General features: G+C 57.5%; 21 protein-coding genes. 16 read left to right on the top strand and 5 right to left on the bottom strand.

The window, feature by feature from the left end:
* Window positions 1-73: 73 nt before the first annotated feature.
* The 6 genes from ACR0AG_RS08050 to ACR0AG_RS08025 are packed head-to-tail and all read left to right on the top strand — an operon-like array spanning window position 74 to window position 6,346.
* Window positions 74-1,144 (top strand): dipeptidase, encoded by a 1,071-nt coding sequence (locus ACR0AG_RS08050; protein ID WP_480837775.1) that lies wholly within the window; start codon window positions 74-76, stop codon window positions 1,142-1,144.
* 34 nt (window positions 1,145-1,178) lie between these two features.
* A complete protein-coding gene (locus tag ACR0AG_RS08045; protein WP_480837774.1) occupies window positions 1,179-2,774 on the top strand; it encodes an ABC transporter substrate-binding protein in 1,596 nt (531 codons plus the stop codon).
* A complete protein-coding gene (locus ACR0AG_RS08040) occupies window positions 2,775-3,833 on the top strand; it encodes an ABC transporter permease (RefSeq protein ID WP_480837773.1) in 1,059 nt (352 codons plus the stop codon).
* Window positions 3,830-4,741 carry an ABC transporter permease gene (locus ACR0AG_RS08035; protein WP_480837772.1) on the top strand — a complete coding sequence of 304 codons (912 nt, stop codon included), beginning with the start codon at window positions 3,830-3,832 and terminating at the stop codon, window positions 4,739-4,741. Before ACR0AG_RS08040 ends, ACR0AG_RS08035 begins: the two co-directional genes overlap by 4 nt.
* Entirely contained in the window at window positions 4,738-5,586 is an 849-nt protein-coding gene (locus tag ACR0AG_RS08030) for an ABC transporter ATP-binding protein (protein ID WP_480837771.1), read from the top strand. The genes ACR0AG_RS08035 and ACR0AG_RS08030 overlap by 4 nt, the downstream gene beginning before the upstream one ends.
* A 1-nt stretch (window position 5,587) precedes the next feature.
* Window positions 5,588-6,346 carry an ABC transporter ATP-binding protein gene (locus tag ACR0AG_RS08025; RefSeq protein WP_480837770.1) on the top strand — a complete coding sequence of 253 codons (759 nt, stop codon included), beginning with the start codon at window positions 5,588-5,590 and terminating at the stop codon, window positions 6,344-6,346.
* A gap of 27 nt (window positions 6,347-6,373) precedes the next feature.
* On the opposite strand, the gene ACR0AG_RS08020 is transcribed toward ACR0AG_RS08025, so the two are convergent.
* Window positions 6,374-7,630 carry a Hint domain-containing protein gene (locus ACR0AG_RS08020; protein WP_480837769.1) on the bottom strand — a complete coding sequence of 419 codons (1,257 nt, stop codon included), beginning with the start codon at window positions 7,628-7,630 and terminating at the stop codon, window positions 6,374-6,376.
* Window positions 7,631-7,857: 227 nt separating this feature from the next.
* On the opposite strand from ACR0AG_RS08020, the gene ACR0AG_RS08015 reads away from it, so the two are divergent.
* Complete coding sequence (locus ACR0AG_RS08015; protein WP_480837768.1) at window positions 7,858-9,276, top strand: alanine/glycine:cation symporter family protein; 1,419 nt, start codon at window positions 7,858-7,860, stop codon at window positions 9,274-9,276.
* Window positions 9,269-10,201 (top strand): glutaminase, encoded by a 933-nt coding sequence (locus ACR0AG_RS08010; RefSeq protein ID WP_480837767.1) that lies wholly within the window; start codon window positions 9,269-9,271, stop codon window positions 10,199-10,201. Before ACR0AG_RS08015 ends, ACR0AG_RS08010 begins: the two co-directional genes overlap by 8 nt.
* An 8-nt stretch (window positions 10,202-10,209) precedes the next feature.
* Here ACR0AG_RS08010 and ACR0AG_RS08005 read toward each other — a convergent pair whose 3' ends face one another.
* Window positions 10,210-10,866 carry a LysE family translocator gene (locus ACR0AG_RS08005; RefSeq protein WP_480837766.1) on the bottom strand — a complete coding sequence of 219 codons (657 nt, stop codon included), beginning with the start codon at window positions 10,864-10,866 and terminating at the stop codon, window positions 10,210-10,212.
* A 165-nt stretch (window positions 10,867-11,031) separates the two neighbouring features.
* Here ACR0AG_RS08005 and ACR0AG_RS08000 point away from each other — a divergent pair, with 165 nt between their 5' ends.
* Genes ACR0AG_RS08000 through ACR0AG_RS07975 form a run of 6 tightly spaced genes read left to right on the top strand, consistent with a single transcriptional unit; the run spans window position 11,032 to window position 15,462 of the window.
* Complete coding sequence (locus ACR0AG_RS08000; protein WP_480837765.1) at window positions 11,032-11,619, top strand: cupredoxin domain-containing protein; 588 nt, start codon at window positions 11,032-11,034, stop codon at window positions 11,617-11,619.
* Window positions 11,616-12,284, top strand: a complete 669-nt coding sequence (locus ACR0AG_RS07995; RefSeq protein ID WP_480837764.1) for an ABC transporter ATP-binding protein — start codon at window positions 11,616-11,618, stop codon at window positions 12,282-12,284. Before ACR0AG_RS08000 ends, ACR0AG_RS07995 begins: the two co-directional genes overlap by 4 nt.
* Window positions 12,281-13,450, top strand: a complete 1,170-nt coding sequence (locus ACR0AG_RS07990) for an ABC transporter permease (protein WP_480837763.1) — start codon at window positions 12,281-12,283, stop codon at window positions 13,448-13,450. Before ACR0AG_RS07995 ends, ACR0AG_RS07990 begins: the two co-directional genes overlap by 4 nt.
* A 13-nt stretch (window positions 13,451-13,463) precedes the next feature.
* Window positions 13,464-14,234, top strand: a complete 771-nt coding sequence (locus ACR0AG_RS07985; RefSeq protein ID WP_480837762.1) for a DUF4198 domain-containing protein — start codon at window positions 13,464-13,466, stop codon at window positions 14,232-14,234.
* The gene (locus ACR0AG_RS07980; protein WP_480837761.1) at window positions 14,231-14,566 is read left to right on the top strand and encodes a hypothetical protein; all 336 of its coding nucleotides are present in this window, start codon (window positions 14,231-14,233) and stop codon (window positions 14,564-14,566) included. The genes ACR0AG_RS07985 and ACR0AG_RS07980 overlap by 4 nt, the downstream gene beginning before the upstream one ends.
* A 2-nt stretch (window positions 14,567-14,568) precedes the next feature.
* Entirely contained in the window at window positions 14,569-15,462 is an 894-nt protein-coding gene (locus ACR0AG_RS07975; protein ID WP_480837760.1) for a metal ABC transporter substrate-binding protein, read from the top strand.
* 69 nt (window positions 15,463-15,531) lie between these two features.
* Here the strand turns inward: ACR0AG_RS07975 and ACR0AG_RS07970 are convergent, their stop codons facing one another.
* Window positions 15,532-17,505 (bottom strand): bifunctional 2',3'-cyclic-nucleotide 2'-phosphodiesterase/3'-nucleotidase, encoded by a 1,974-nt coding sequence (locus ACR0AG_RS07970; RefSeq protein ID WP_480837759.1) that lies wholly within the window; start codon window positions 17,503-17,505, stop codon window positions 15,532-15,534.
* 408 nt (window positions 17,506-17,913) lie between these two features.
* On the opposite strand from ACR0AG_RS07970, the gene ACR0AG_RS07965 reads away from it, so the two are divergent.
* On the top strand, window positions 17,914-19,116 hold the full coding sequence (locus tag ACR0AG_RS07965) for an NAD(P)/FAD-dependent oxidoreductase (protein ID WP_480837758.1): 1,203 nt from the start codon (window positions 17,914-17,916) through the stop codon (window positions 19,114-19,116).
* A gap of 49 nt (window positions 19,117-19,165) precedes the next feature.
* Here the strand turns inward: ACR0AG_RS07965 and ACR0AG_RS07960 are convergent, their stop codons facing one another.
* Window positions 19,166-20,167, bottom strand: coding sequence for an Ldh family oxidoreductase (locus tag ACR0AG_RS07960; RefSeq protein WP_480837757.1), 1,002 nt, complete (start codon window positions 20,165-20,167; stop codon window positions 19,166-19,168).
* A gap of 298 nt (window positions 20,168-20,465) precedes the next feature.
* Here ACR0AG_RS07960 and ACR0AG_RS07955 point away from each other — a divergent pair, with 298 nt between their 5' ends.
* Complete coding sequence (locus tag ACR0AG_RS07955) at window positions 20,466-21,680, top strand: acyl-CoA dehydrogenase (RefSeq protein ID WP_480837756.1); 1,215 nt, start codon at window positions 20,466-20,468, stop codon at window positions 21,678-21,680.
* An 81-nt stretch (window positions 21,681-21,761) separates the two neighbouring features.
* Here the strand turns inward: ACR0AG_RS07955 and ACR0AG_RS07950 are convergent.
* Window positions 21,762-21,886, bottom strand: a 125-nt coding sequence (locus tag ACR0AG_RS07950; RefSeq protein ID WP_480838147.1) for a hypothetical protein, incomplete at its 5' end; no start/stop codon positions are given.

Below are 21,886 nucleotides of genomic sequence, written 5' to 3'. Positions count from 1 at the left end.
GAGTAAAACTCATCGAAGTTTTTTACAATTATGATGATTGCTGTTGTTAACTTGTGTCTACTTGAGACTTTAGGTGAGTGGCACAAGCGTGAACACCTTTCCCCTGATCTTTGATGGGCACAATGATGTGCTGTCCAAGATGGCTGCCGCCGGAGGATTGCCGAAAGCAGATCGCTTTCTGACCGGGCTGGACGGTGCCATCGACAGCGTCAAGGCCGTGCAGGGCGGGTTTGGCGGTGGCTTCTTTGCAATCTGGGTGCCGTCGCCCATGGATGTCGATGCCAAAATGGAAGAGATGATCCAACCCAGCTACGATCTGGCGTTACCTGATCGGATCGATACGGAAGATGCCATTCCGCCTGCGATGGGTCAGATCGCCATTCTGTTCGAGCTTGAACGCCTGGGTGCGCTGCGCGTTGTCCGCTCAGTCTCGGACATCCGGGACTGTTTTGAAAAAGGTCAGATGGCCGCAATCCTTCACATCGAAGGAGCCGAAGCGATTGACGCCGACCTTCATGCGCTCGACGTGTTTCATGCGGCAGGGCTGAGGTCACTGGGACCTGTCTGGAGCAGGCCGAACATCTTTGGCCATGGGGTTCCGTTTCGTTACCCGTCGGGGCCTGATACCGGCCCCGGTCTGACCGATCATGGGCTCAGGCTGGTGCGGCGCTGCAATGCGCTGGGTATCATGCTGGACTTGTCGCATCTGAACGAAAAAGGGTTCTGGGACGTGGCGCGCCATTCCGATGCGCCCTTGGTTGCCACGCATTCCAACGCGCACGCGATCTGCCCGCATGCGCGTAACCTGAAAGATAATCAATTGCGCACCATAGCCGATAGCGACGGCATGGTCGGGTTGAATTTCGCCGCCGCCTTCTTGCGCGAAGACGGGCGGATGCTGGCGGACGTGCCATTGGAGCAGATCCTCAGACATCTGGATTATCTAATTGAGATCATGGGCGAAGATCGCGTTGGTCTGGGGTCTGATTATGACGGGGCGGTGGTGCCCGAAGACATCACGGATGTTTCGATGCTGCCCCGATTGAGAGATGCCATGGAGACCCATGGCTACGGCCAAGAGCTCATCAAGAAGCTTTGCCACGGGAACTGGTTGCGGGTTCTGGAAAAGACCTGGGGATCGTAGCCGCAGAAAATGACTTAATGACAGAGAGGACAAAATGAACGCATTTAACCGATTGCTTACCGGTGCCGCGCTGAGTCTGGCGCTGGCCGTTACCTCGACTTCGGCGATTGCCGAAACCCCGCCGAATATGCTGGTTATTGCCAACCGGATTGACGACATCACAACGCTGGACCCGGCAGAAAGTTTCGAGTTCGCTGGATCGGATGTCAGCCGGAATGTGTACCAGAAACTGGTGAATTTCGACCCGCTAAACCTGGAGGCCGGTTTTCAGCCCGATGTCGCCGAAAGCTGGGATGTCTCGGAAGATGGCAAATCCATCACGTTTAAAATCCGTGACGGGCTAACCTTTCATTCCGGAAACCCGGTCACGGCCGAGGATGTGCAGTTTTCCCTGCGTCGGGCGATCATTCTTAACAAAACGCCTGCCTTTATCCTGACTCAGTTCGGATTTACCCCGGAAAATGTCGAACAAACCATTGTGGCCGACGGCAATACGCTGACGATCACAACCGACAAACCTTATGCGACGTCCTTTGTTTTGAACTGTTTGACGGCGACCATCGGCGGCATCGTCGACAAGAAAACCGTGATGGAACATGACGAGGACGGCGATCTTGGCAATGAGTGGCTCAAGACCAACACCGCCGGATCCGGCGCCTACAGTCTTGTCAGCTGGAAACCCAACGAAAGTGTCACACTGAAATCGAACCCTGATTTCTACCTGGGCGCGCCGGCGATGGAACGGGTGGTTGTTCGCCATGTACAGGAAAGCGCCAGCCAACGTCTGTTGCTTGAGCGCGGTGATATTGATGTTGCCCGAAACCTGAACCCCGAAGATGTCGCGGGTGTTTCCACGGCAGAAGGCGTCAAGATCGCAGACGAGCTGAAAGGCCGTCTGATGTATGTCTCGCTGAACCAGAAACATCCTGAGCTCAGCAAACCTCAGGTGCGTCAGGCGTTCAAATACCTCGTCGATTATGAGGGGATGCGCGACAGCTTTCTGAAGGGTCAATATACGATCCACCAGAACTTCCTGCCGCAAACCTATCTGGGCGCGTCCGAGGATGTCGAGTTCAGCTTTGACATCGAAAAGGCCAAATCGCTGCTGGATGAGGCGGGCGTGAGCGGTCTGGAGATCGAGGTTGGTGTGCGTGAAGCGCAAGAGCGGATCGAGATTGCGCAGGCCTTGCAGAACGCACTTGGCCAGGTCGGGATCACGATGAACATCACGGTGGGAACGGCCAAGCAAATCCTGGCGCGGTACCGCGCGCGTGAACTGGACGTTTACCTTGGTGCATGGGGCCCGGACTATCCTGATCCGCAGACCAACGCCGGGACCTTTGCCTATAACCCCGACAATTCGGACGCGGCCAACGCGACCGGGCTGCTGGCATGGCGGAACTCGTGGGATACCGGTGGGTTGACCGAAAAAACAGCTGCTGCGGTGGTGGAAAACGACACGGCCAAACGTGCGGAAATGTACGAAGCGATTCAGGACGAATTCCGTCAGACATCGCCATTTGTCATCATGTTCCAGCAGATCGAGCAATCGGCGCTGCGTGACAACGTAACGAATTTCTCGACCGGGCAGGCGATTACGTCGGCGTCGTATTGGCAGGTGACCAAGTAAATGGCACTGGCCGAAAGACCAATTGAGAGGCGCCGCGCGGCGCCTCTTATCCATTGGGTCAAGAGCATCCTGAAAACTCTGGGCACCATTGCCATCACGATGCTGGGCCTGCTGTTCGTGACTTTCGTCATCGGGCGCGTGATGCCAATCGACCCGGTTTTGGCCATCGTGGGTGAGAGAGCGTCACAATCGACCTACGATGCGGTTTATCAGCAATTGGGTCTGGACAAGCCGCTGCTGGTGCAATTCTGGTACTACCTTTGGGACGTGCTGCACGGTGATTTTGGCGACTCGCTGTTGAATGCGCGCCCTGTTTCGGAAGACATCGCCCGCGTCTTTCCGGCAACGCTGGAATTGGCGACGCTTGGCGTTTTGATCGGCATCTTTCTGGGGGTTCCGCTTGGCGTTATCGCCGCGGTCAAGCGTGGATCGTGGATCGATCAGATCGCCCGCGTGGTTGCCCTTGTGGGGTATTCCATGCCTATCTTCTGGCTGGGATTGATGGGGCTGCTGGTCTTTTACGGTATCCTCGGCTGGGTCGGCGGTCCGGGACGTTTGGACATATTTTACGAGGATTTGGTGCCAACGCGCACAGGGCTGATCCTTGTCGACAGCGCCATCGCGCGGGAATGGGACGTGTTCCGAAATGCGGTGTCGCATATCATTCTGCCTGCCGCTTTGCTTGGGTACTACTCGCTGGCTTATATCAGCCGGATGACCCGCTCTTTCATGTTGGAACAGCTGTCGGCCGAATATGTCATCACTGCCCGCGTCAAGGGGCTGTCGGAAAGGCAGGTCATCTGGCGGCATGCGTTCAAGAACATTCGGGTGCAATTGATCACCGTCATCGCGCTGAGCTATGCCAATTTGCTGGAAGGCTCGGTGCTGACCGAGATCATCTTTAGCTGGCCGGGGATCGGCAGCTATATCACCACGGCTTTGCTGAGCGCGGATATGAATGCCGTACTGGGCGGAACCGTTGTGGTCGGACTGATCTTTATCTGTCTGAACATCTTCTCCGACCTGCTTTACCGTTTCTTTGATCCGAGGTCGAAATGAGCGACATGACACTGCGTCAGTGGTTGCTGACCGACGCCCCGACATCGCGACGCCATGCCAGACTATCCAGCCTCTACAAGGGCTGGCTGACCTTGCGATCCAACTCGATGGCAATGGGTGGCTTGACCATCCTGGTCATCCTTGTCCTGACCGCGATTTTTGCGCCCCTTTTGGCGCCACATGACCCGTTCATGCAGGATCTCTCCAGCCGTCTGATGCCCATCGGGTCCGACGGGCATCTGCTGGGCACTGATAGTTTGGGGCGGGATATCCTGTCACGCCTGATCTATGGGGCGCGAATTACGCTTTACATCGTGGCACTGGTTGCGCTGATTGCCCCGGTTGCGGGGCTGCTGGTAGGGACCGTAGCGGGCTATGCCGGGGGGTGGACAGACGTGATCCTGATGCGCATCACGGATATCTTTCTGGCCTTTCCCCGGCTTGTTCTGGCACTGGCGTTTGTCGCCGCCTTGGGTGCCGGGATCGAAAATGCCGTTCTGGCCATTTCGCTGACAGCCTGGCCCCCGTATGCCCGTATGGCACGGGCCGAGACGCTGACGATCCGGTCCACCGATTATATCAACGCGATCCGCTTGCAGGGGGCAGGGCCGCTGCGCATCATCACCCGGCACATCTGGCCGCTGTGCATTTCTTCGCTGATCGTGCGGGTTACCTTGGATATGGCGGGGATCATCCTGGCCGCGGCAGGCCTTGGTTTCCTGGGCCTTGGCGCGCAACCGCCCAGCCCGGAATGGGGTGCGATGATATCTGAGGGGCGGCGGTTCATACTGGACCATTGGTGGGTGGCCACCGTTCCGGGGCTGGCGATCTTTACCGTCTCGCTGGCGTTCAACCTGTTGGGGGACGGTTTGCGGGATGCGCTTGATCCGAAGGATGGTGGACAATGAACCTGCTGGATGTCGAAGACCTTTGGGTCCGGTTCCCGACCCGCCAGGGTGTGTTTGATGCCGTGCGGGGTATCTCGTTTTCGCTGGGGCAGGAAAGGCTGGGCATTGTGGGTGAAAGCGGATCAGGCAAGTCGATGACGGGCCGGGCCATTTTGCGACTGATCCGAAAGCCCGGCATCGTCGAGGCCGATCATATCAATCTGGAAGACAACGATCTGCTCAGGCTGGATGAACGCCAGATGCGCAAGGTGCGGGGCAAACAAATCTCGATGGTGATGCAGGACCCCAAGTTTTCCCTGAACCCGGTGGTCACGGTCGGCGAGCAGTTGATGGAAGCCTTCCTTCAGCACAATTCCGGCCCCAAGGCCCATGCGCGGAAAATGGCGATCGAAATGCTTGAGAACGTGTCCATCCGCGATCCAGAACGTGTGATGCGGGCGTATCCGCACGAAGTTTCCGGCGGGATGGGCCAGCGCATCATGATTGCAATGATGTTGATCCCGAACCCTAAGATCCTGATTGCGGACGAGCCGACCTCGGCGTTGGATGTGAGCGTTCAGCGGCAAGTTTTGAATATCATGGACGGGTTGGTTAAAGAACGTGGTATGGGGCTGATCTTTATCAGCCATGACCTGAATCTTGTGTCCGAATTCTGTGATCGGGTGCTGATCATGTATTCCGGCAGGATTGTCGAGGTGTGTGACGCCGACAAGCTGCACGAGGCGCAGCATCCGTATACGCAAGGACTGCTGAATTCGCTGCCCCGGCTGGATGACAAGCGCGCGCATCTGAGTGTTCTGACACGCGATCCGTCCTGGTCTCAGGCTCCAAGCGTGAGGGGTTGAGATGACGGCGCTGGAAATTCAGAACCTGAACGTCTGGTTCGGTCACGCGCATGACCGTGTGGATGCGGTAAAAGGCGCTGCCCTTTCAGTCATGCAGGGCGAAAGCTATGGGCTTGTGGGTGAAAGCGGCTCGGGTAAATCGACGATCCTGCGGGCAATTACCGGCCTCGCGCCTCAGTGGTCAGGCTCGATTCAGATCGAGGGTCAAGCGCTGTCTGGCTCCAAGCGGGATCGCGGGTTTTTTCGGACGGTGCAGATGGTGTTTCAGGACCCCTACGCTTCGCTCCACCCCAGACACACGGTCGATCAGGTTCTCAGCGAGACGTTGCAATTGCACGGTCTGGACAATATCGACCAACGTGTCATGACCCTGCTCGACGATGTTGGTTTGGGACAGCGGTTCCGGTTCAGGTATCCCCATCAACTGTCCGGTGGGCAGCGCCAGCGTGTGGCGATTGCCCGCGCTTTGGCCGGGGAGCCCGATATTCTTCTATTGGATGAGCCGACCTCGGCCTTGGACGTCAGCGTTCAGGCCGAAGTTCTCAACCTGCTGACGGACCTGCGCAGCCAGCGCGGACTGACCTATCTTATGGTGTCTCATGATCTGCCGGTTATCGCGCATATGTGCGATCAGCTTGCGGTCATGAGAAATGGCGAGATTGTCGAAGTAATGTCTTCGGAAACGCTTCGGCAAGGTAATCCGTCACATGAGTATTCAAGGGAATTGCTGACCGCATCCATGTCGCAATCACAGGGCTGACCTGCGATTGACCTGTGCCTGGCGCTGTCAGGGTCGTTTCAGAACCGTTGCTTCGCCCTTGCGAATAAACGGACGGGCTGGTGCAGGTATGTTGTGCCCGGTGGCAAGCTCGGGGAATACCTCTGTCAGTTCATCATATACATCGCTGTCGGCCTGCAAAATGTGCTCTCCGGCATAGAAGCTTTCGAGCATGGCGTTTTCGCCAAACACGATTTCATGCTGGTCGAACATGATGTGGATGTAGGTGATGCTGTCGCAGGGGGCCACATAAATGCTGTCACCATCGCACAGATGTTTGGCGGCACATAAAACTTCGGGCATGTGCAGGAAAAACTCGCACCGCCATCCGGACACAAGAACCCGATGCTGAGGGGAGAGCTGCAATTTGCGCTCGTTTCCAATCGCGCCGGGCGAGAAACAGATCGGGGCATGCTTGCCCCGGCCGGGGATCGTGCGTTTTCCGATCCAGCGAATGGGCTGCGCGCCATGGTCCAGCGTCTCAACCCGGTCTCCAACACACAGATTTTCGATCAAGACCTCCCCATCGGGTGTTCTGATCATGGTGCCTTCGGTGAAACACGCAATCTCGACCGACTCGATATTTGTATAGGTAAAGGTCCTGCCGTCGGGCAGGGTAACAGTTCCGCCAGTCGAACCGGGCGAAAACGGAAGGAAGGTCGCGCCCACCGGAATGATGAGCGTGTCATTGCCATTTCCACCGTTGACAAAAGTTGTGTTCAGCCCGGCATAGATCATGTCCGCGCCACCGCCACCATCCAGGTTGCCGCTGCCGTCCTCGGCAAAGAGCGTGTCGCGCCCCCCACCGCCGCTCAGGTTGTTGTTTCCCGATCCGCCCCGCAGGACATCCCGGCCCCGTCCTCCGAAGATATTGTTGTTTCCCGATCCGCCTTGGAGCGTGTCGTTGCCAGCGCCGCCGCTGATCGTGCCGCCCAACGTTCCACTGTCAACAAACGTGTCGTCCCCGGCGCCCCCCGAATAGCCACCGGCGTTCAGACCGACCGAGCCGCTGACGTTGTCGTCATTTCTGTTGCCGGTGTATTCAACGAATTGGCTGAATGACCCACCGGCCAGATCCGCGTCAGTATAGGTGGTGACCACTCCGGTTATTGTGTCGGTAAACGTGATCGAGTTCCCGGTCATCGTGACCTGGAAGCGATTGCTTAACCCCGAGACGTCGATCGTACTGTCGGGGCCAATATCCAAAGAGGCCCAGAAAGCCGCGTCGGTAATATCCGCATTCGTCAGTGTAAGGAAAACCGGCATAAGTGCCTTCCTTCAAGCTTGGGGATGTAAAGTCACAAATCAATCAGATGCATTCTAACGCATGTGTGGCGTTCAGTACAGAAAATGCTGGCAACTTGCCGTGTGGTCACAAAAGTCCCGTGGGCACCAAAATAGTGCTAAGGTAAGCTGAGGGTTGAATTTCTTTACGCCACGTTTTGGTCGCGGGACACAGTATTAGCCGGGACAGATCGGATTGAGGGTACGTGATGGATTTCTTTGTTGATGGGCTGAACGGCATACTTTGGAACTATGTCCTTGTTTACGGGCTTTTAGGCGCGGGCCTATTTTTCACGATCCGGCTAGGGGCTTTGCAGTTTGTACATTTTCGGGAAATGCTGCGCGTCATCACCTCTGCCCGCAGTACAGACAAACATGGCATCACACCGTTTCAGGCCTTGACCGTCAGCCTTGCGTCGCGGGTCGGGACGGGCAACTTGGCGGGTGTTGCCGTCGCACTGACCTTGGGCGGACCCGGGGCCATTTTCTGGATGTGGATCGTGGCGCTGGTCGGCATGGCCACCGCGTATTCAGAAAGCACGCTGGCGCAGCTATACAAGATCACCACCAAGTCAGGTGAATATCGGGGTGGCCCGGCGTTTTACATCTCGAAGGGATTGAACGCGCCCTGGGCCGGGGCGCTGTTTTCCGTTTGCCTGATCCTCAGCTTTGGCCTCATCTTTGTGGCAGTTCAGTCGAACTCGATCGCAGAGGCTCTGAACGGAGCTTTCGGGATCGAGAAGCTGTGGGTGGGTGTTGCAGTTGCCGGTGCCGCGGCAATCGTCGTCTTCGGCGGTATCAAGGCGATTGCCCGTGTTGCCGAGATTTTGGTTCCGGTCATGGCCGGCGGATATCTTTTGATGGCTGTTCTGGTGGTGATCCTCAACATCACCGAAGTTCCGGGTTTGTTGTGGCTGATCATTTCCAGCGCGCTGGGTCTGCAAGAAGCCGCAGGCGGCGTTGCGGGGGGTGTCATGGCGGCCATGTTGAACGGGATCAAGCGGGGCCTCTTCTCGAACGAGGCTGGTATGGGCTCTGCCCCCAATATCGCCGCGGTGGCGACCCCATCGCCGCACCACCCGTCAAGTCAGGGGCTCGTGCAGGCCTTTGGTTGCTTTGTCGATACGATCCTTGTGTGTACGGCAACAGCTTTGTTGATCCTGCTGTCCGGAGTAATGAATGGTGATGGAACTACGGGAATGCTGCTGACCCAGAACGCATTGGACGTGCATATGGGCGCAACAGGTGCCTATTTCGTTGCCATCGCGATCATCTTCTTCGGATTTACGTCAATTTTGGGGAATTATTCCTACGCTGAAAACGCCATGGTCTTTCTTGGACTGGACGGAAAGGTGGCGACCAATCTGCTGCGGGCGGCCTGTCTGGGGATGGTGGTCTGGGGCGCGATGCAGACGGTGACCACCGTTTTCAACTTTGCCGATGCCGCGATGGGTGTAATGGCCGTCATCAACTTGACCGCGATTCTGCTGTTGTCGGGCACGGTTTATCGTCTGACCAAAGACTACTTCGATCAGCGCAGGGCCGGGCAGGAGCCGACCTTTGTGCTGGAAGAGTTCGAGGGTAAGACAAACGGTATCTCTGGCAGGATCTGGAGCGAAAATGCGTAACCCCTGGGATCCGACACAGGTTCAGTCTGTTCTGGCAGAGATTGCAGACCGTATGGCAGGAGAGGCCAGCCGCGGTGAGGCAGCGGATTATATTCCCGAGCTGGCCGATGTGTCCCTGAACCAATTCGGTATTGCGGTCGCCCCGCTTGAGGGGCCGCTTTTGGTTGCGGGTGACAGTGAGGTTCCGTTTTCGATCCAGAGTATCTCGAAGGTTTTTGGTCTGGTCGTTGCGCTGGGGCATGTCGGTGCGACCCTGTGGCGGCGTGTCGGTCGAGAGCCGTCCGGGGATCCGTTCAACTCAATCGTCCAGCTGGAATTCGAACGGGGCAAGCCGCGCAATCCCTTCATCAATCCTGGTGCGATTGTGGTGTCGGATGTGATCCTGGAACATGCAGCGGACACGCAACCGGTTCTGGAACTCTGTCAAAAGTTGGCAGATGCCCCGGATATCGCTGTGGACGAAGCAGTTTTCGCATCCGAGGTCGCAACAGGCGACCGCAACCGTGCGCTGGCTTATTTCATGGAAGCTGAAGGCAACCTGAATGGCGACGTACCCACAGTCACCAGCGATTATTTCCGGCAATGCTCAATCGCGATGAGCTGCCACCAGCTGGCAATGGCCACCCGGTTTCTGGCCGCAGGAGGGCAGGGGCCCGATGCAGAGATCGCCGGGGTGACGCCAGAGCGCGTGCGCCGGATCAATGCTTTGATGATGACCTGCGGATGTTACGATGCTTCGGGCGAGGTTGCGTTTCGCATCGGCTTGCCCTGCAAAAGCGGTGTTGGCGGTGGCGTGGTCGCCATCGTGCCCGGCGTGGGCTCGATCGTTGCATGGAGCCCGGGGCTGGACGACAAAGGAAACTCGGTCCTGGCGCTTTCGGCGATAGAAGAGCTGGCCCGTCGATTGAATTGGTCGGTATTCTGATCTGAGGTTCAGCGCGTGGCGATGACCGCGGCTGCTCCGCCTAGGGATGTCGCCCCGACCCGATTGGCAAATCTCACCGCTTTTGGCGTCTTCAACAGCTTCCTTGCGTGATGGGCGAGAACGACCCAAGCGATATCAATCGCTGCAAGAACGCATACCGTGACGATTGCCAGCAAAGCCCACATAGACATACTGGCCCTTGTCAGATCGATCAGGGTGGGCAGCAGTGCCAGATAAAAAACCATGATCTTCGGGTTGCCCAACGTCACAGCCATACCGGCGGCGAACATCGACCAACCTGACCGCCCTTCGGGCAAGGCCTCGCCGTCGTTTGCGACGGGTTCGAACCACATCTTCCACGCAAGATACGCTAAATAAGCAACACCGCAGTATTTCAGGACAACGAAGGCGAAATGAAAGGTCTCGGCCAGCGCTGACAGCCCTGCCATGGCAACCGTCAGCCAGATCACCTCACCGATCCACATGGCGGCGACAAATGGCACGATATCCCGCCACCCATTCGCAATGACTCGTGAAACCAGGGCCGCGATACTGGGGCCGGGTGTGCCTGCGGCAATCAACAGGGCAAGAGCGAATAGTAGCAGCGCGAAGGGATCCATGACGCCGATCATAAGGCCAAATTCTGGGACCGGTAAAGTGGCCATCCACACATGACCCCTATCCCGGTTTGACCGGAAGCTGTGCGCCAAGATCTGGCCCTGCCAAACACCTCGGTCTGAAGCGACGGTCAGCCTGACATATCCAAAATCACAAAAATCGATCCACACCGTGGCCTTGGGCGTATCAATTACAGTTTAGGATCGGAACTCGTGCGTCAGGAATTGCTGTTAGGTGCAGTGTTTGCTTTGGGTGTCGGCATTTTTGCTGGCGTGTACCTCCTGTCGTCCGATGGGGGCGCTCGCGTTGCCGGGTCCGAAGCTTATGCCGTCCCGGGGTCGCCGGGATTGACGGTTGCGGTCGCGCATGACTTGTCAGACGAACTGACCCCGGCCTTGCTGATGGTCGTCTATGATGCCTTCGCCAAAACGGAAGAAGACGCCATCTATGACACGCTGGCCGAGGTGACCCATGGTGCGGCGTTGGAACAGCTTTATCTTGAACGGGTCGGGGCCATGGCTGGCGGCGGTCTGGATGAAGCTGATCAGGAAATTCATGAAATCAACATTCTGGACAGCCAGGCGGACAAGGATGACGCAACGCTGGTCATCGATGCAACCTGGCAGGTGATCGGCACCGTTGGCCACGCCGAGCATCTGCACGTGCGCGGCAACACCTACAGCGCGGATTTGTCCATCGCGCCGATTGAGGGCGCGTGGCGGATTACCCAGTTCGATTTGCGCGAGGTGAACCGCGACGCAGCGGGCGAGACGTTCCTGGCCGCGGAAGACGAACAATGATCGGCGTAAAGGGTCTCTCATTCACCTATGGAACAGGTGGATTTCGCCTGCGGGTGCCCGAGCTGGCGCTGACAAAAGGTGAGCGATTGGCCATTGTCGGCCCGAGCGGAAGCGGTAAGACAACCCTTTTGAACCTGATCGCAGGGATCCTGTCGCCTGATGTCGGGCGGATCGACGTTGCAGGCACGGATGTCACAGGTTTGACCGACGCGCACCGTCGACAGTTTCGCGCCAGCCATATCGGCTTTGTGTTTCAGGATTTTGCGCTGCTGGATTATCTCACCGCGCGCCAGAACATTCTCTATCCCTATCGGATCACCCCGGCGCTGACACTGACCATCGAGGCCAAGGACAGGGCCGAGGCTCTGGCAGATGCCTGTGGCATCGGTGACAAGTTGGACCGGCATCCGGCCGAGCTGAGCCAGGGGGAACAACAGCGCGTCGCCATCTGCCGGGCTTTGGTTGCGCAGCCAAAGCTGATCCTTTCTGATGAGGCGACAGGCAACCTCGATCCTGAAAGCAAGGGGCGCATTCTGGATCTTTTGTTTGAACAGGCCTCTCAGGTTGGTGCGACGGTGCTGGCGGTGACGCATGATCATGAGCTTTTGCCCCGGTTCGACCGCGTTATTGACTTCGCGCAGTATCGCGAAGGCGCAGACGCATGAACGCGCTGTATCTTGCCTTTGCCTATTTGCGCTTTCACTGGGCGCGCAGCCTGGTACTGGTGATTGTTGCCGCGTTGATCCTGTTTGTACCGGTCGCGACGCAGATTTTGCTGTCTACCAGTCAAAACGCACTGGTCGCCCGGGGCAAGGCCACCCCGTTGCTTCTTGGCAGCCGCGGGTCGCAGTTGGATCTGACCATGGCGGCTTTGTATTTTTCAGACGAACGCCCCGACCCGGTGCCAATGCGCGAGGTTGAAGAGGTCTGGGACAGCGATCTGGCGGTTCCGATACCGCTGCATACCGCTTTTTCTACTGGCGGGTTTCGGATCGTGGGTACAACGCTGGACTATTTCGATTTCCGCGATCTGTTGCTTCAGGATGGGCGTGGGCTTTCGGTGCTGGGTGACGCTGTGATCGGCGCTTCGGTCGCGGATGCGCTTGGAAAAGGCGTCGGGGATGCTCTGGTGTCGGCACCGGAAAACCTGTTCGACCTGGACGGTGTCTATCCGCTGGAGATGCCCATCGTAGGCGTACTTGCACCGACCAATACCCCGGATGACGATGCGATTCTTGTCGATATCAAGACCGCCTGGGTCATTCAGGGCATCGGTCACGGGCATGAAGATGTCGTGACAGCCGCCGAGGTCGCCGCAGGATCAGACGCGCTGGCCAATGCGGCCATCGTTCAATATCAGCGTATTACACCGGAAAACATCGACAGTTTTCACTTTCACGGTGCGCAAGGGGCGTACCCTGCCACTGCCGTAATCGTAGTACCTTATGATGTGCGTTCAGCGACTATCCTGAAGGGCCGTTATCTGGACAGTGACAACCCCAGTCAATTGGTCGAACCCGCGCGTGTTATCCAGGGGCTGGTTGATCGTATCTTTCGGATCAAATCCTTGCTGGATGTGGTTACGGCGATCATAGCGGTAGCGGCGCTGGCCGCAGTGGGTCTTGCCGTTTTCCTCAGCTATCGCTTGCGCGCGCGAGAGATCGCAACAGCCGTCAAGCTGGGTGCGCAACGCGGAATGGTTCTGCGCCTTTTGGCGGCAGAGACGATGACCTTGCTGATTATCTCAGGGTGTATCGCGGCAGGGGGTGCCGCGTTAGTTTCACGAAATGCTGAGGCTTGGGTGGGCTGGCTGCTCTCGCTCGGTAGTTAGGAAAGGGAGTATCATGGGACGTCAATTCTTGTTTGCGATTGTGGCTGGCAGCGTAGTCGCCGCCCCGGCACTGGCACATTACGGAATGATCATTCCCGATGATCCGATGATCAGCCAGGAGGACGGCCGCAGCCTGTCCCTGACCATGTCTTTCTCGCATCCGTTTGAGAAGGACGGGATGACGCTGGACATGCCCGAGGCCTTCACTGTCACCCATGAAGGGAAAACCACCGATATTTTGGGTGACCTTCAGGGTGCCATGGTCATGGGGGATCAGGGATTTACGCTGGACTATCCGTTGGAGCGCCCCGGTACATACATCTTCGCGATGGAGCCCAAGCCCTTTTGGGAACCCGCCGAAGATACGTTCATCATTCACTATACCAAAACCTATGTGACCGCATTTGGCGATGACGAAGGTTGGGACACCGAACTTGGCCTCAAGACCGAGATCGTGCCGCTGTCGAAACCCTTTGGTCTTTGGGAACACAACGTGTTTCAGGGCATCGTCAAGATGGACGGCGAAGCGGTGCCCTATGCCGAAGTTGAGGTTGAGTTCTTCAACGATGGTGCCGAAACCACGGTGCCCGACGAGTTGATGATCACCCAAACTGTCAAGGCTGACGCAAACGGCGTCTTCACCTATGCCGCCCCTTCGGATGGGTGGTGGGGCTTTGCCGCACTCAACACGGCGGATTACACGCTGCCTCAGGACGGAGAGGACAAGGATGTCGAACTTGGCGCGGTGATCTGGGTCCATTTTGAAGACTGGACCGGACAATGATCCGCGCGCTTTTCCTCGCTGTTGCTTTGGCTGCTGTCCCAGCAATCGCATCGGCACATGGCCTTGTTGTCTTTGCTTCGGTGGATTGCGAAGCGGTGACCGTCGAGGCAAAATTTTCGAACGGCAAAGCTGCCATGCAGGGGGAAGTGCGCGTGCTGGATGGTGGAAATACGCTGCTGACAACTCTGCCGCTTGGCAGTGACGGCACCGCACAGGTGCCTTTGGCCAGCGTTGATCACGCGCAAGGTCTGGTGATCGAGGTCGATACCGGCGGGCATGATAACTATTGGATCGTGACCCCCGAGGATATCGCAAAGAACTGCGAGGGCTGACGGTGTCATCGCTTTTGAAACAGGCTGTTCTGGCCGCGATGGGTGTGCTGTTTGCAACCCTGGCTTTTGCGCAAGACGGAGCAAAGGTGGTGGCGGTCAATTATCCGCTACAGTATTTTGCGGACCGTTTGTTGGACGGATCGGCAGATGTCGTGTTTCCGGTGCCCGAAGATACAGACCCATCGTTCTGGCGACCGTCTGTGGCCGATATCAGCCTGATCCAGTCGGCGGATTTGATCCTTTTGAACGGGGCGGGTTTTGCCACTTGGGTTGACCGGGTGTCGCTGCCACGATCCCGGTTGGTGAATACCTCAAGGCATATCAAGGATCAGTACATCGTCACCGAAAGCATCACCCATAGCCACGGCGATGGTGGTGAGCATTCGCATGAAGGGCTCGCATCCTATCTGTGGCTGGACCCGACACTGGCCAAGGCGCAGGCCGAGGCAGTTGCCAAGGCCATTGCTGCGCGTGACTTGGCCCCGGAGGATGAGGTTGAGGCACGGCTGAATGATCTGTCGTCCGAGCTCGGGGCACTGGACGCGCAGGCGCAAAGTGCGCTGGCCAACGCGCAAGCCGTTGCGATGATCGCGACCCACCCCCGATATCAATATCTCGCGCGGCGTTACGGCCTGTCGATCACTGCGTTGGAGTGGGAGGCGGGCGCGGCACCGAATGCGGATCAACTGGCCGATCTGCAATCCTTGGTCGATCAAACTGGCGCAACGGTCTTGATCTGGGAAGCTGAGCCACCCCAAGAAGCCCTGCAAGCTGCGCGTGATCTGGGCCTTCGGAACGTGATCTTCCCAAGCCTCGCTCAGATGCCGAGCGACGGGGATTTTGTGTCCGTCTATGAACAGGTGTTGTCCGATCTGGCTGCGGCGTCAGCCAACTGATCTGATATCAGATGACTGTCAGATGTTCGTGACCGCCGCCGGGTCAATGGCGGCGGTCTTCTGAGTTCATCAAAGCTTGATACGGAACGCGGCAAATCCGTCCGCGCCTTCACCCGCGTCTTCGATGGCCACGCCTTTGACGTCACCCATGTAGTCACGCGCCTTGGGTCCGGTTTCAAACAGAACGGTGGTGTCCGCAAGCGGCGCAAATGACCAGTTGGCATCCGCCTTGGGATCGATTGTGCCCTGCTCGACGATGTAGCGCACGATGACATCGCGGTTGGTGTCTGGGGCTTCAAAGACGATGGTATCCCCCAGCGCGCCGGGGAAAGACCCGCCACCCGAGGCGCGATAGTTGTTGGTGGCGATGATGAATTCCATGTCGTCCGTGACAGGTTCGCCGTTAAAGGTCAGGTTCACGATGCGCGCCGCATCCGGATTGACCTCTTCCCCCTTGGGACCAAAGCGCGAGGGCTGTGACAGGTCGATCTGATAGCTGACGCCATCCATCACATCGAAATTGTAGGACGGGAATTCGGGGTTCAGCAGGGTTGCATCCTGCGCGCCTGCCTCGACCTGATTGAACATGCCTGCCGAACGTTCCAGCCACCCGCGAACCTGCGCCCCGTTGACGCGCACCGCGCGCACTGTGTTGGGATAGAGGTACAGATCAGCCACGTTCTTGATGGCCACGTCACCAACCGGCACGTCCGTGTAGTATTCCGGCCCGCCGCGACCACCGGCCTTGAACGGAGCCGCCGCTGACAGAATGGGCAGGCCCTCATGCTCGGTGCCCTTCATCATCTCTTCGACGTACCACTTCTGCGCAATCGAGACGATCTGCACCGATGGATCATCCGCGACCAGCGCGAAATAGCTGTGCAGGGGGGCTGACGTTTTTCCTACTGCACGGCGCACATAGGCCAGCGTTTCGTCGTGGTCCTTGGCGACCGAATTCAACACCTGCTGATCATCGCTGACCAGAGCAGTGATCGACCGGTCCTCGTTACGTTTGGAAATCGGTCGCGCCTCGGACGTGGTGGTGATCACGCGCCATTCGTTGCCGTCACGCTCCAAAAGCAAGTCAAGCAGACCAAGATGCGAGCCCCAGAAACCGCCCATGACCGCGGGTTTGCCCATCAGCGTGCCCTTTTCAACATCGATCCCGGGGCGGTCCGCGAAAGTGGGTGAAGGGAAGACCAGGTGATTGTGGCCGGTCACCAGCGCGTCGATCCCGTCCAGACCGGCCAGCACGACCGAAGCATTTTCCATGCCGTCGGCATGATCGGCCTCGCCAATCCCTGAATGCGACAGGGCGATGATCAGATCGGTTCCCTGTTCCTGCATCTCGGGCACATAGGCCTGTGCGGTTTCGATGATGTCGCGCGCCTCGACATTGCCCTCAAGGTGCTTGCGATCCCAATTCATGACCTGCGGCGGAGTGAACCCGATCACGCCGATCCGGATCGGGTGTTTGGTGCCGTCCCCCATCTCAATTTCGCGGTCGAGAATGGCGTAAGGTTTGACCAGCGTTTTGTCATCGCGGGGATTTGCGCCTTTTTCTTTGGCAATATTGGCCAGAACCACAGGAAAATCTGCCCCGGCCAGCGATTTATCGAGGAAATCCAGGCCATAGTTGAATTCATGATTGCCCAGGGTGGCAGCATCATAGCCTACCGTATTGAATGCGGTGATGATCGGGTGGCTGTCGCCGTCTTTCATACCGCGTTCATAGGCGATGTAGTCACCCATCGGATTGCCCTGCAGAAAGTCTCCGTTGTCGACCAATAGCGCGTTTGTGGCCTCGGCCCGAATGTCGTTGATGATGGACGCCGTGCGCGACAAGCCAACCGTGTCGCGGGGTTTGTCGGCGTAGTAGTCATAGGGGAAGACATGGACATGAATGTCTGTCGTCTCCATGATGCGCAGATGCGCCTGATTGTTGGCGGCCGCAACGGAAAATGGGTGCAGCGTGATTGCAGCGGCGCCGGCGGTGGTGCTGGCAAGAAACTGACGGCGTGACATCGAAGAACGAAGGGGCATGGCGAACCTTTCAAGTATTGAACAACGCGCTTTGTGCCGGAAACTGAAAACAATTGTGTGACATTGAAAGCCTACACATCAAACGCGTCGCGGATTGGAGCAAAATTCGATGGGTGTTACCATATTTTTGGTACACGCCCGGTGCCCCTGCCACAAGTTAATTCCCACCGGAGACGACTGGTAAAATCTCGCGGAGGCTTGGCTGTTTGGGAGAGAATGCGCGGTGTGAAGCTCCGTCCAAGCTACTGTTTTTGGTTACCTATTCGCGTTGTGAGGGTGCCGCATGTCACGGGCTGTTGACATTGCTGAGCTGAACATATTGGGGTAGGGACGCAGGCTTGGCGCGCCTTTGTGATAGCGCGACGGATGGTGTCAGCGACCGAACCATTTGGATGACGAGGGAAAGAGATGAAGAACAGCTATGACGTTGTCATTGTTGGCGGGGCGGTGATCGGTTCTGCAGTTGCCTATTTCCTGACAGCCAACCCGGATTTCGACGGCTCTGTTCTGATAGTTGAACGCGATCCGTCCTTCGCCAAGGCCTCTACTTCGCTGAGCGCGAGTTCGATCCGAAATCAGTTCTCCAATCGGATCAACGTTCAGATCAGTCAATTCGGCGCCAAGTTCATTCGGGAGTTCGCCGAAACGATGGAAGTGGACGGCGACAGACCCGACCTGGGCTTTCACGAAAGTGGATATCTGTTCCTCGCCGCATCCGACGAACAAGCGCGGATCTTGCGCGAAAACCACGAAGTGCAAGCAGCGCTTGGTGCAGACGTTGTTCTTTGGGACCCCGACCAGCTTCAAGCGGCATTCCCCCATTTGCGCGTGGATGATCTGAAATTGGCAAGTTACGGGCAGTCCGGCGAGGGCTGGTTTTCCAACACGGGCCTGATGAACGGCTTCCGCAAGAAGGCCCGGGCGCAAGGTGCGGATTACCTGATCGACGAAGTTGTGGATATCACCCGTGAGGGCGACAAGGTTACCGGAGTTGTGCTGAGCAATGGTGGGGCAATTAGCTGTGGAACCTTGGTCAATGCCTCTGGTCCCCGTGCTGCACAGGTTGCGACGATGGCCGGTCTGAGCATCCCGGTGGAGCCGCGCAAACGGTCAACTTTCGTGTTTGATTGCGCCAAAACGCCCGAGGGTTCAGCCAATGTGAACAACGGGCGTCTGCCCTTGATGATCGATCCCAATGGTACGTTTTGCCGACCGGAAGGGCAGTATTTCCTGGCTGCCACGGTTCCGGCTGACGACCCCGCGGTGGATTGGGATGATTTTGAACCGAGCCATGATGAGTTCGACCGTATATGGATGGATCTGGCCAACCGATCCGAAGCATTCGAGGCAATCAAACTGGTGAACTTCTGGGCCGGGCATTACGCGTTCAACACTCTGGATCACAACGTGATCGTCGGGCCGCATACCGAAGTTCAGAATTTCATCTTTGCGAACGGGTTTTCCGGCCACGGCTTGCAACAATCACCTGCGATCGGGCGGGGCATAAGCGAATGGATCACCTACGGTGAATTCCGAGCTCTGGACCTGAGCGCGCTTGGCTACGGTAGAATTCTGCGCAATGAGCCGTTTCTGGAACAAGCGGTTATCTGAATATTAGGTCAAAGGTCGGCGACTATGGAATATCGCCGACCATATGTTGTTAGTCCAGCAAGCTTTTGATTTTGTTCAAAAGGTTTTCGTCCACCGCCCGAGGGCCGGTGTTTTGCCTGTTTTTGAAACGACGCGCCCCGGGCAAGCGCGCCCCGTCGATGGTGCTGTATTTGCTGACAAAACGTTCTGTCTGACTGGCCCATTCAGCGGCTGAAAACACTTCGGGTGATAAGGCCATCAGGAATTGCCCACCCTGAACCGGGCCACCGTCGCCATTGTCGCGTTCAAGAGATTCATAGGAAAACGTCTCGCCGACCATCGGACCGGCCAACAGCTCGATCATAAGCGACAGGGCCGAACCCTTGTGACCGCCGAAGGGCAACAGCACCCCTTCGGCAATCTTGGCGGCGTCGGTTGTCATCTCACCTTCTGCGGACAGACCGGTTCCGAGAGGGACGTCATGGCCTTCGCGTGCTGCGATCTGAACCTCGCCCATCGCCATGGAGGAGGTTGCCATGTCGATGACAATCGGGTCTAGGCCGGGACGCGGCCATGCGAATCCGAATGGATTGGTGCCAAAGATGGGCGTGCGGCCGCCGTGTGGGGCGACCCAAGGCAGGTAGGACACACAGGTGATTCCAACCAATCCGGCTTCGGCCAGCGCTTCGACCTCGGGCCAAAGAGCCGCGAAATGGTGGCTGCGTTGAAAGGATACCCCGGCCATCCCATAGGTTTTGGCCGCGTCGATCAGACCTGGGATACTTGCCTTGTGGGCCATGGGCGCAAAAGCGTTCCTGGCATCACAAGACAGAACGACAGGGGTTCGCGTCGACAGGGCAGGGCGGGCTTTGCCGTCGACCTTACCGCTTTTCAAAGCGGTCACATAACCTGGAACGCGAAACAACCCATGAGACAAGGCCATATCCCGTTCGGCCTTGGTCACGGTTTCGGCGACGGCTTCGGCGTTTTCTGCGTCAGCACAATTACCCATCAGTGCCGAGCGTGTGAGGTCGTAAATTTCGTCCAGAGTCAATTCGACGGTCGCGTTCATGCCAGTCTCCGTTTCCCAATACAGCCCGATCTGTAGATTGGATCAGACGTGAACGTAACCGTCTGATTGTCGCGAGGCCACCGTGAATTCGCCCCGTTGGCAATCTATATCTGTGCCGTGGCGCGCCGGAACTTGCGCTGCAAATTTCTGGGTTGTCGCATTTGGCGGAATAGGCTTTACAGCTTGTGCGAATTACTCAGATGGGCAGGGGCTGGCCGATGACCAAACCGTGTCCCAAGAAATGTGCCTCGCAACGCGTGCCAGAGGCCATTTGTGCTGACTGAAATTGGAGGACATCATGGCGCTTGATCTGGAAAAAAAGAACGCCCCTGCACCGGCGACCTTCAAATGGGATGACCCCTATCTGCTGGATGATCAGCTGAACGAAGAAGAACGGATGATCCGCGATGCGGCCCATGCGTTTGCGCAAGGCGAGCTGCAGCCCCGCATCGATGACGCCTATATGAATGAGGAGTCTGATCCGACCATCTTCCGCGAACTTGGTGCAAACGGGCTTTTGGGTGTGACACTGCCCGAGGAATACGGCTGCGCGGGAGCAAGCTATGTCTCATACGGGCTGGTCGCGCGCGAAATTGAGCGTGTTGATTCCGGTTATCGATCGATGATGTCGGTCCAAAGCTCGTTGGTCATGTACCCGATCTATGCCTATGGGTCGGAACAGCAGCGTCAGAAATATCTGCCGAAACTGGCCAGTGGCGAATTTATTGGCTGCTTTGGTCTGACCGAACCGGATGCGGGTTCGGACCCGGGTGGCATGAAAACACGCGCGATCAAAACCGATACCGGCTATCGTTTGGTCGGGTCCAAAATGTGGATTTCCAACAGCCCCATCGCAGATGTTTTTGTCGTTTGGGCGAAGTCCGAGGCGCATGGCGGCAAGATCCGCGGCTTTGTTCTGGAAAAGGGAATGGACGGGCTGAGTGCGCCGAAGATCGGTGGCAAGCTGTCGCTGCGCGCTTCGATCACGGGTGAGATTGTCATGGACAATGTGGAAGTGGGCGAAGACGCGCTTCTTCCCAATGTCGAAGGTCTCAGCGGCCCGTTTGGCTGTTTGAACCGCGCACGCTATGGCATCTCATGGGGCGTTTTGGGCGCGGCCGAGGCGTGCTGGCATCAGGCGCGTCAGTACGGGCTGGACCGCAAGCAGTTTGGCAAGCCGTTGGCGCAGACGCAGCTTTATCAGAAGAAGCTGGCGGATATGCAGACCGAAATCACGCTTGGCTTGCAGGCCAGCTTGCGTGTGGGTCGGCTTTTGGATGACGCCAAGATGGCGCCCGAGATGATCAGCCTGGTGAAGCGCAATAACTGTGGCAAGGCGTTGGATATTGCCCGCACCGCGCGTGACATGCATGGCGGCAACGGCATTCAAATCGAATATCAGGTCATGCGCCATGCGGCCAATCTGGAGACGGTGAACACCTATGAAGGCACGCACGACGTGCACGCGCTGATCCTTGGGCGGGCGCAAACGGGTTTGCAGGCCTTCTTTTAAACGGCATTGTCCACGAAACGTGAAAAGGACCGCAGCGCTATCTGCGGTCCTTTTTTGTGTGAGCTCGCGAAAGCGTTTGCCCTAGCGTTTCAAGATCGCCTTCCCCGCATATTCCGCGACTTCGCCGAGGGATTCTTCGATGCGGATGAGCTGGTTGTATTTGGCCAACCGGTCTGATCGCGCCAGTGAGCCGGTTTTGATCTGGC

This window comes from Ruegeria sp. H6 (assembly GCF_056532975.1).
Note: the sequence above shows the minus strand (reverse complement) of the source record. Positions and strands in the feature narration are given on the sequence as shown.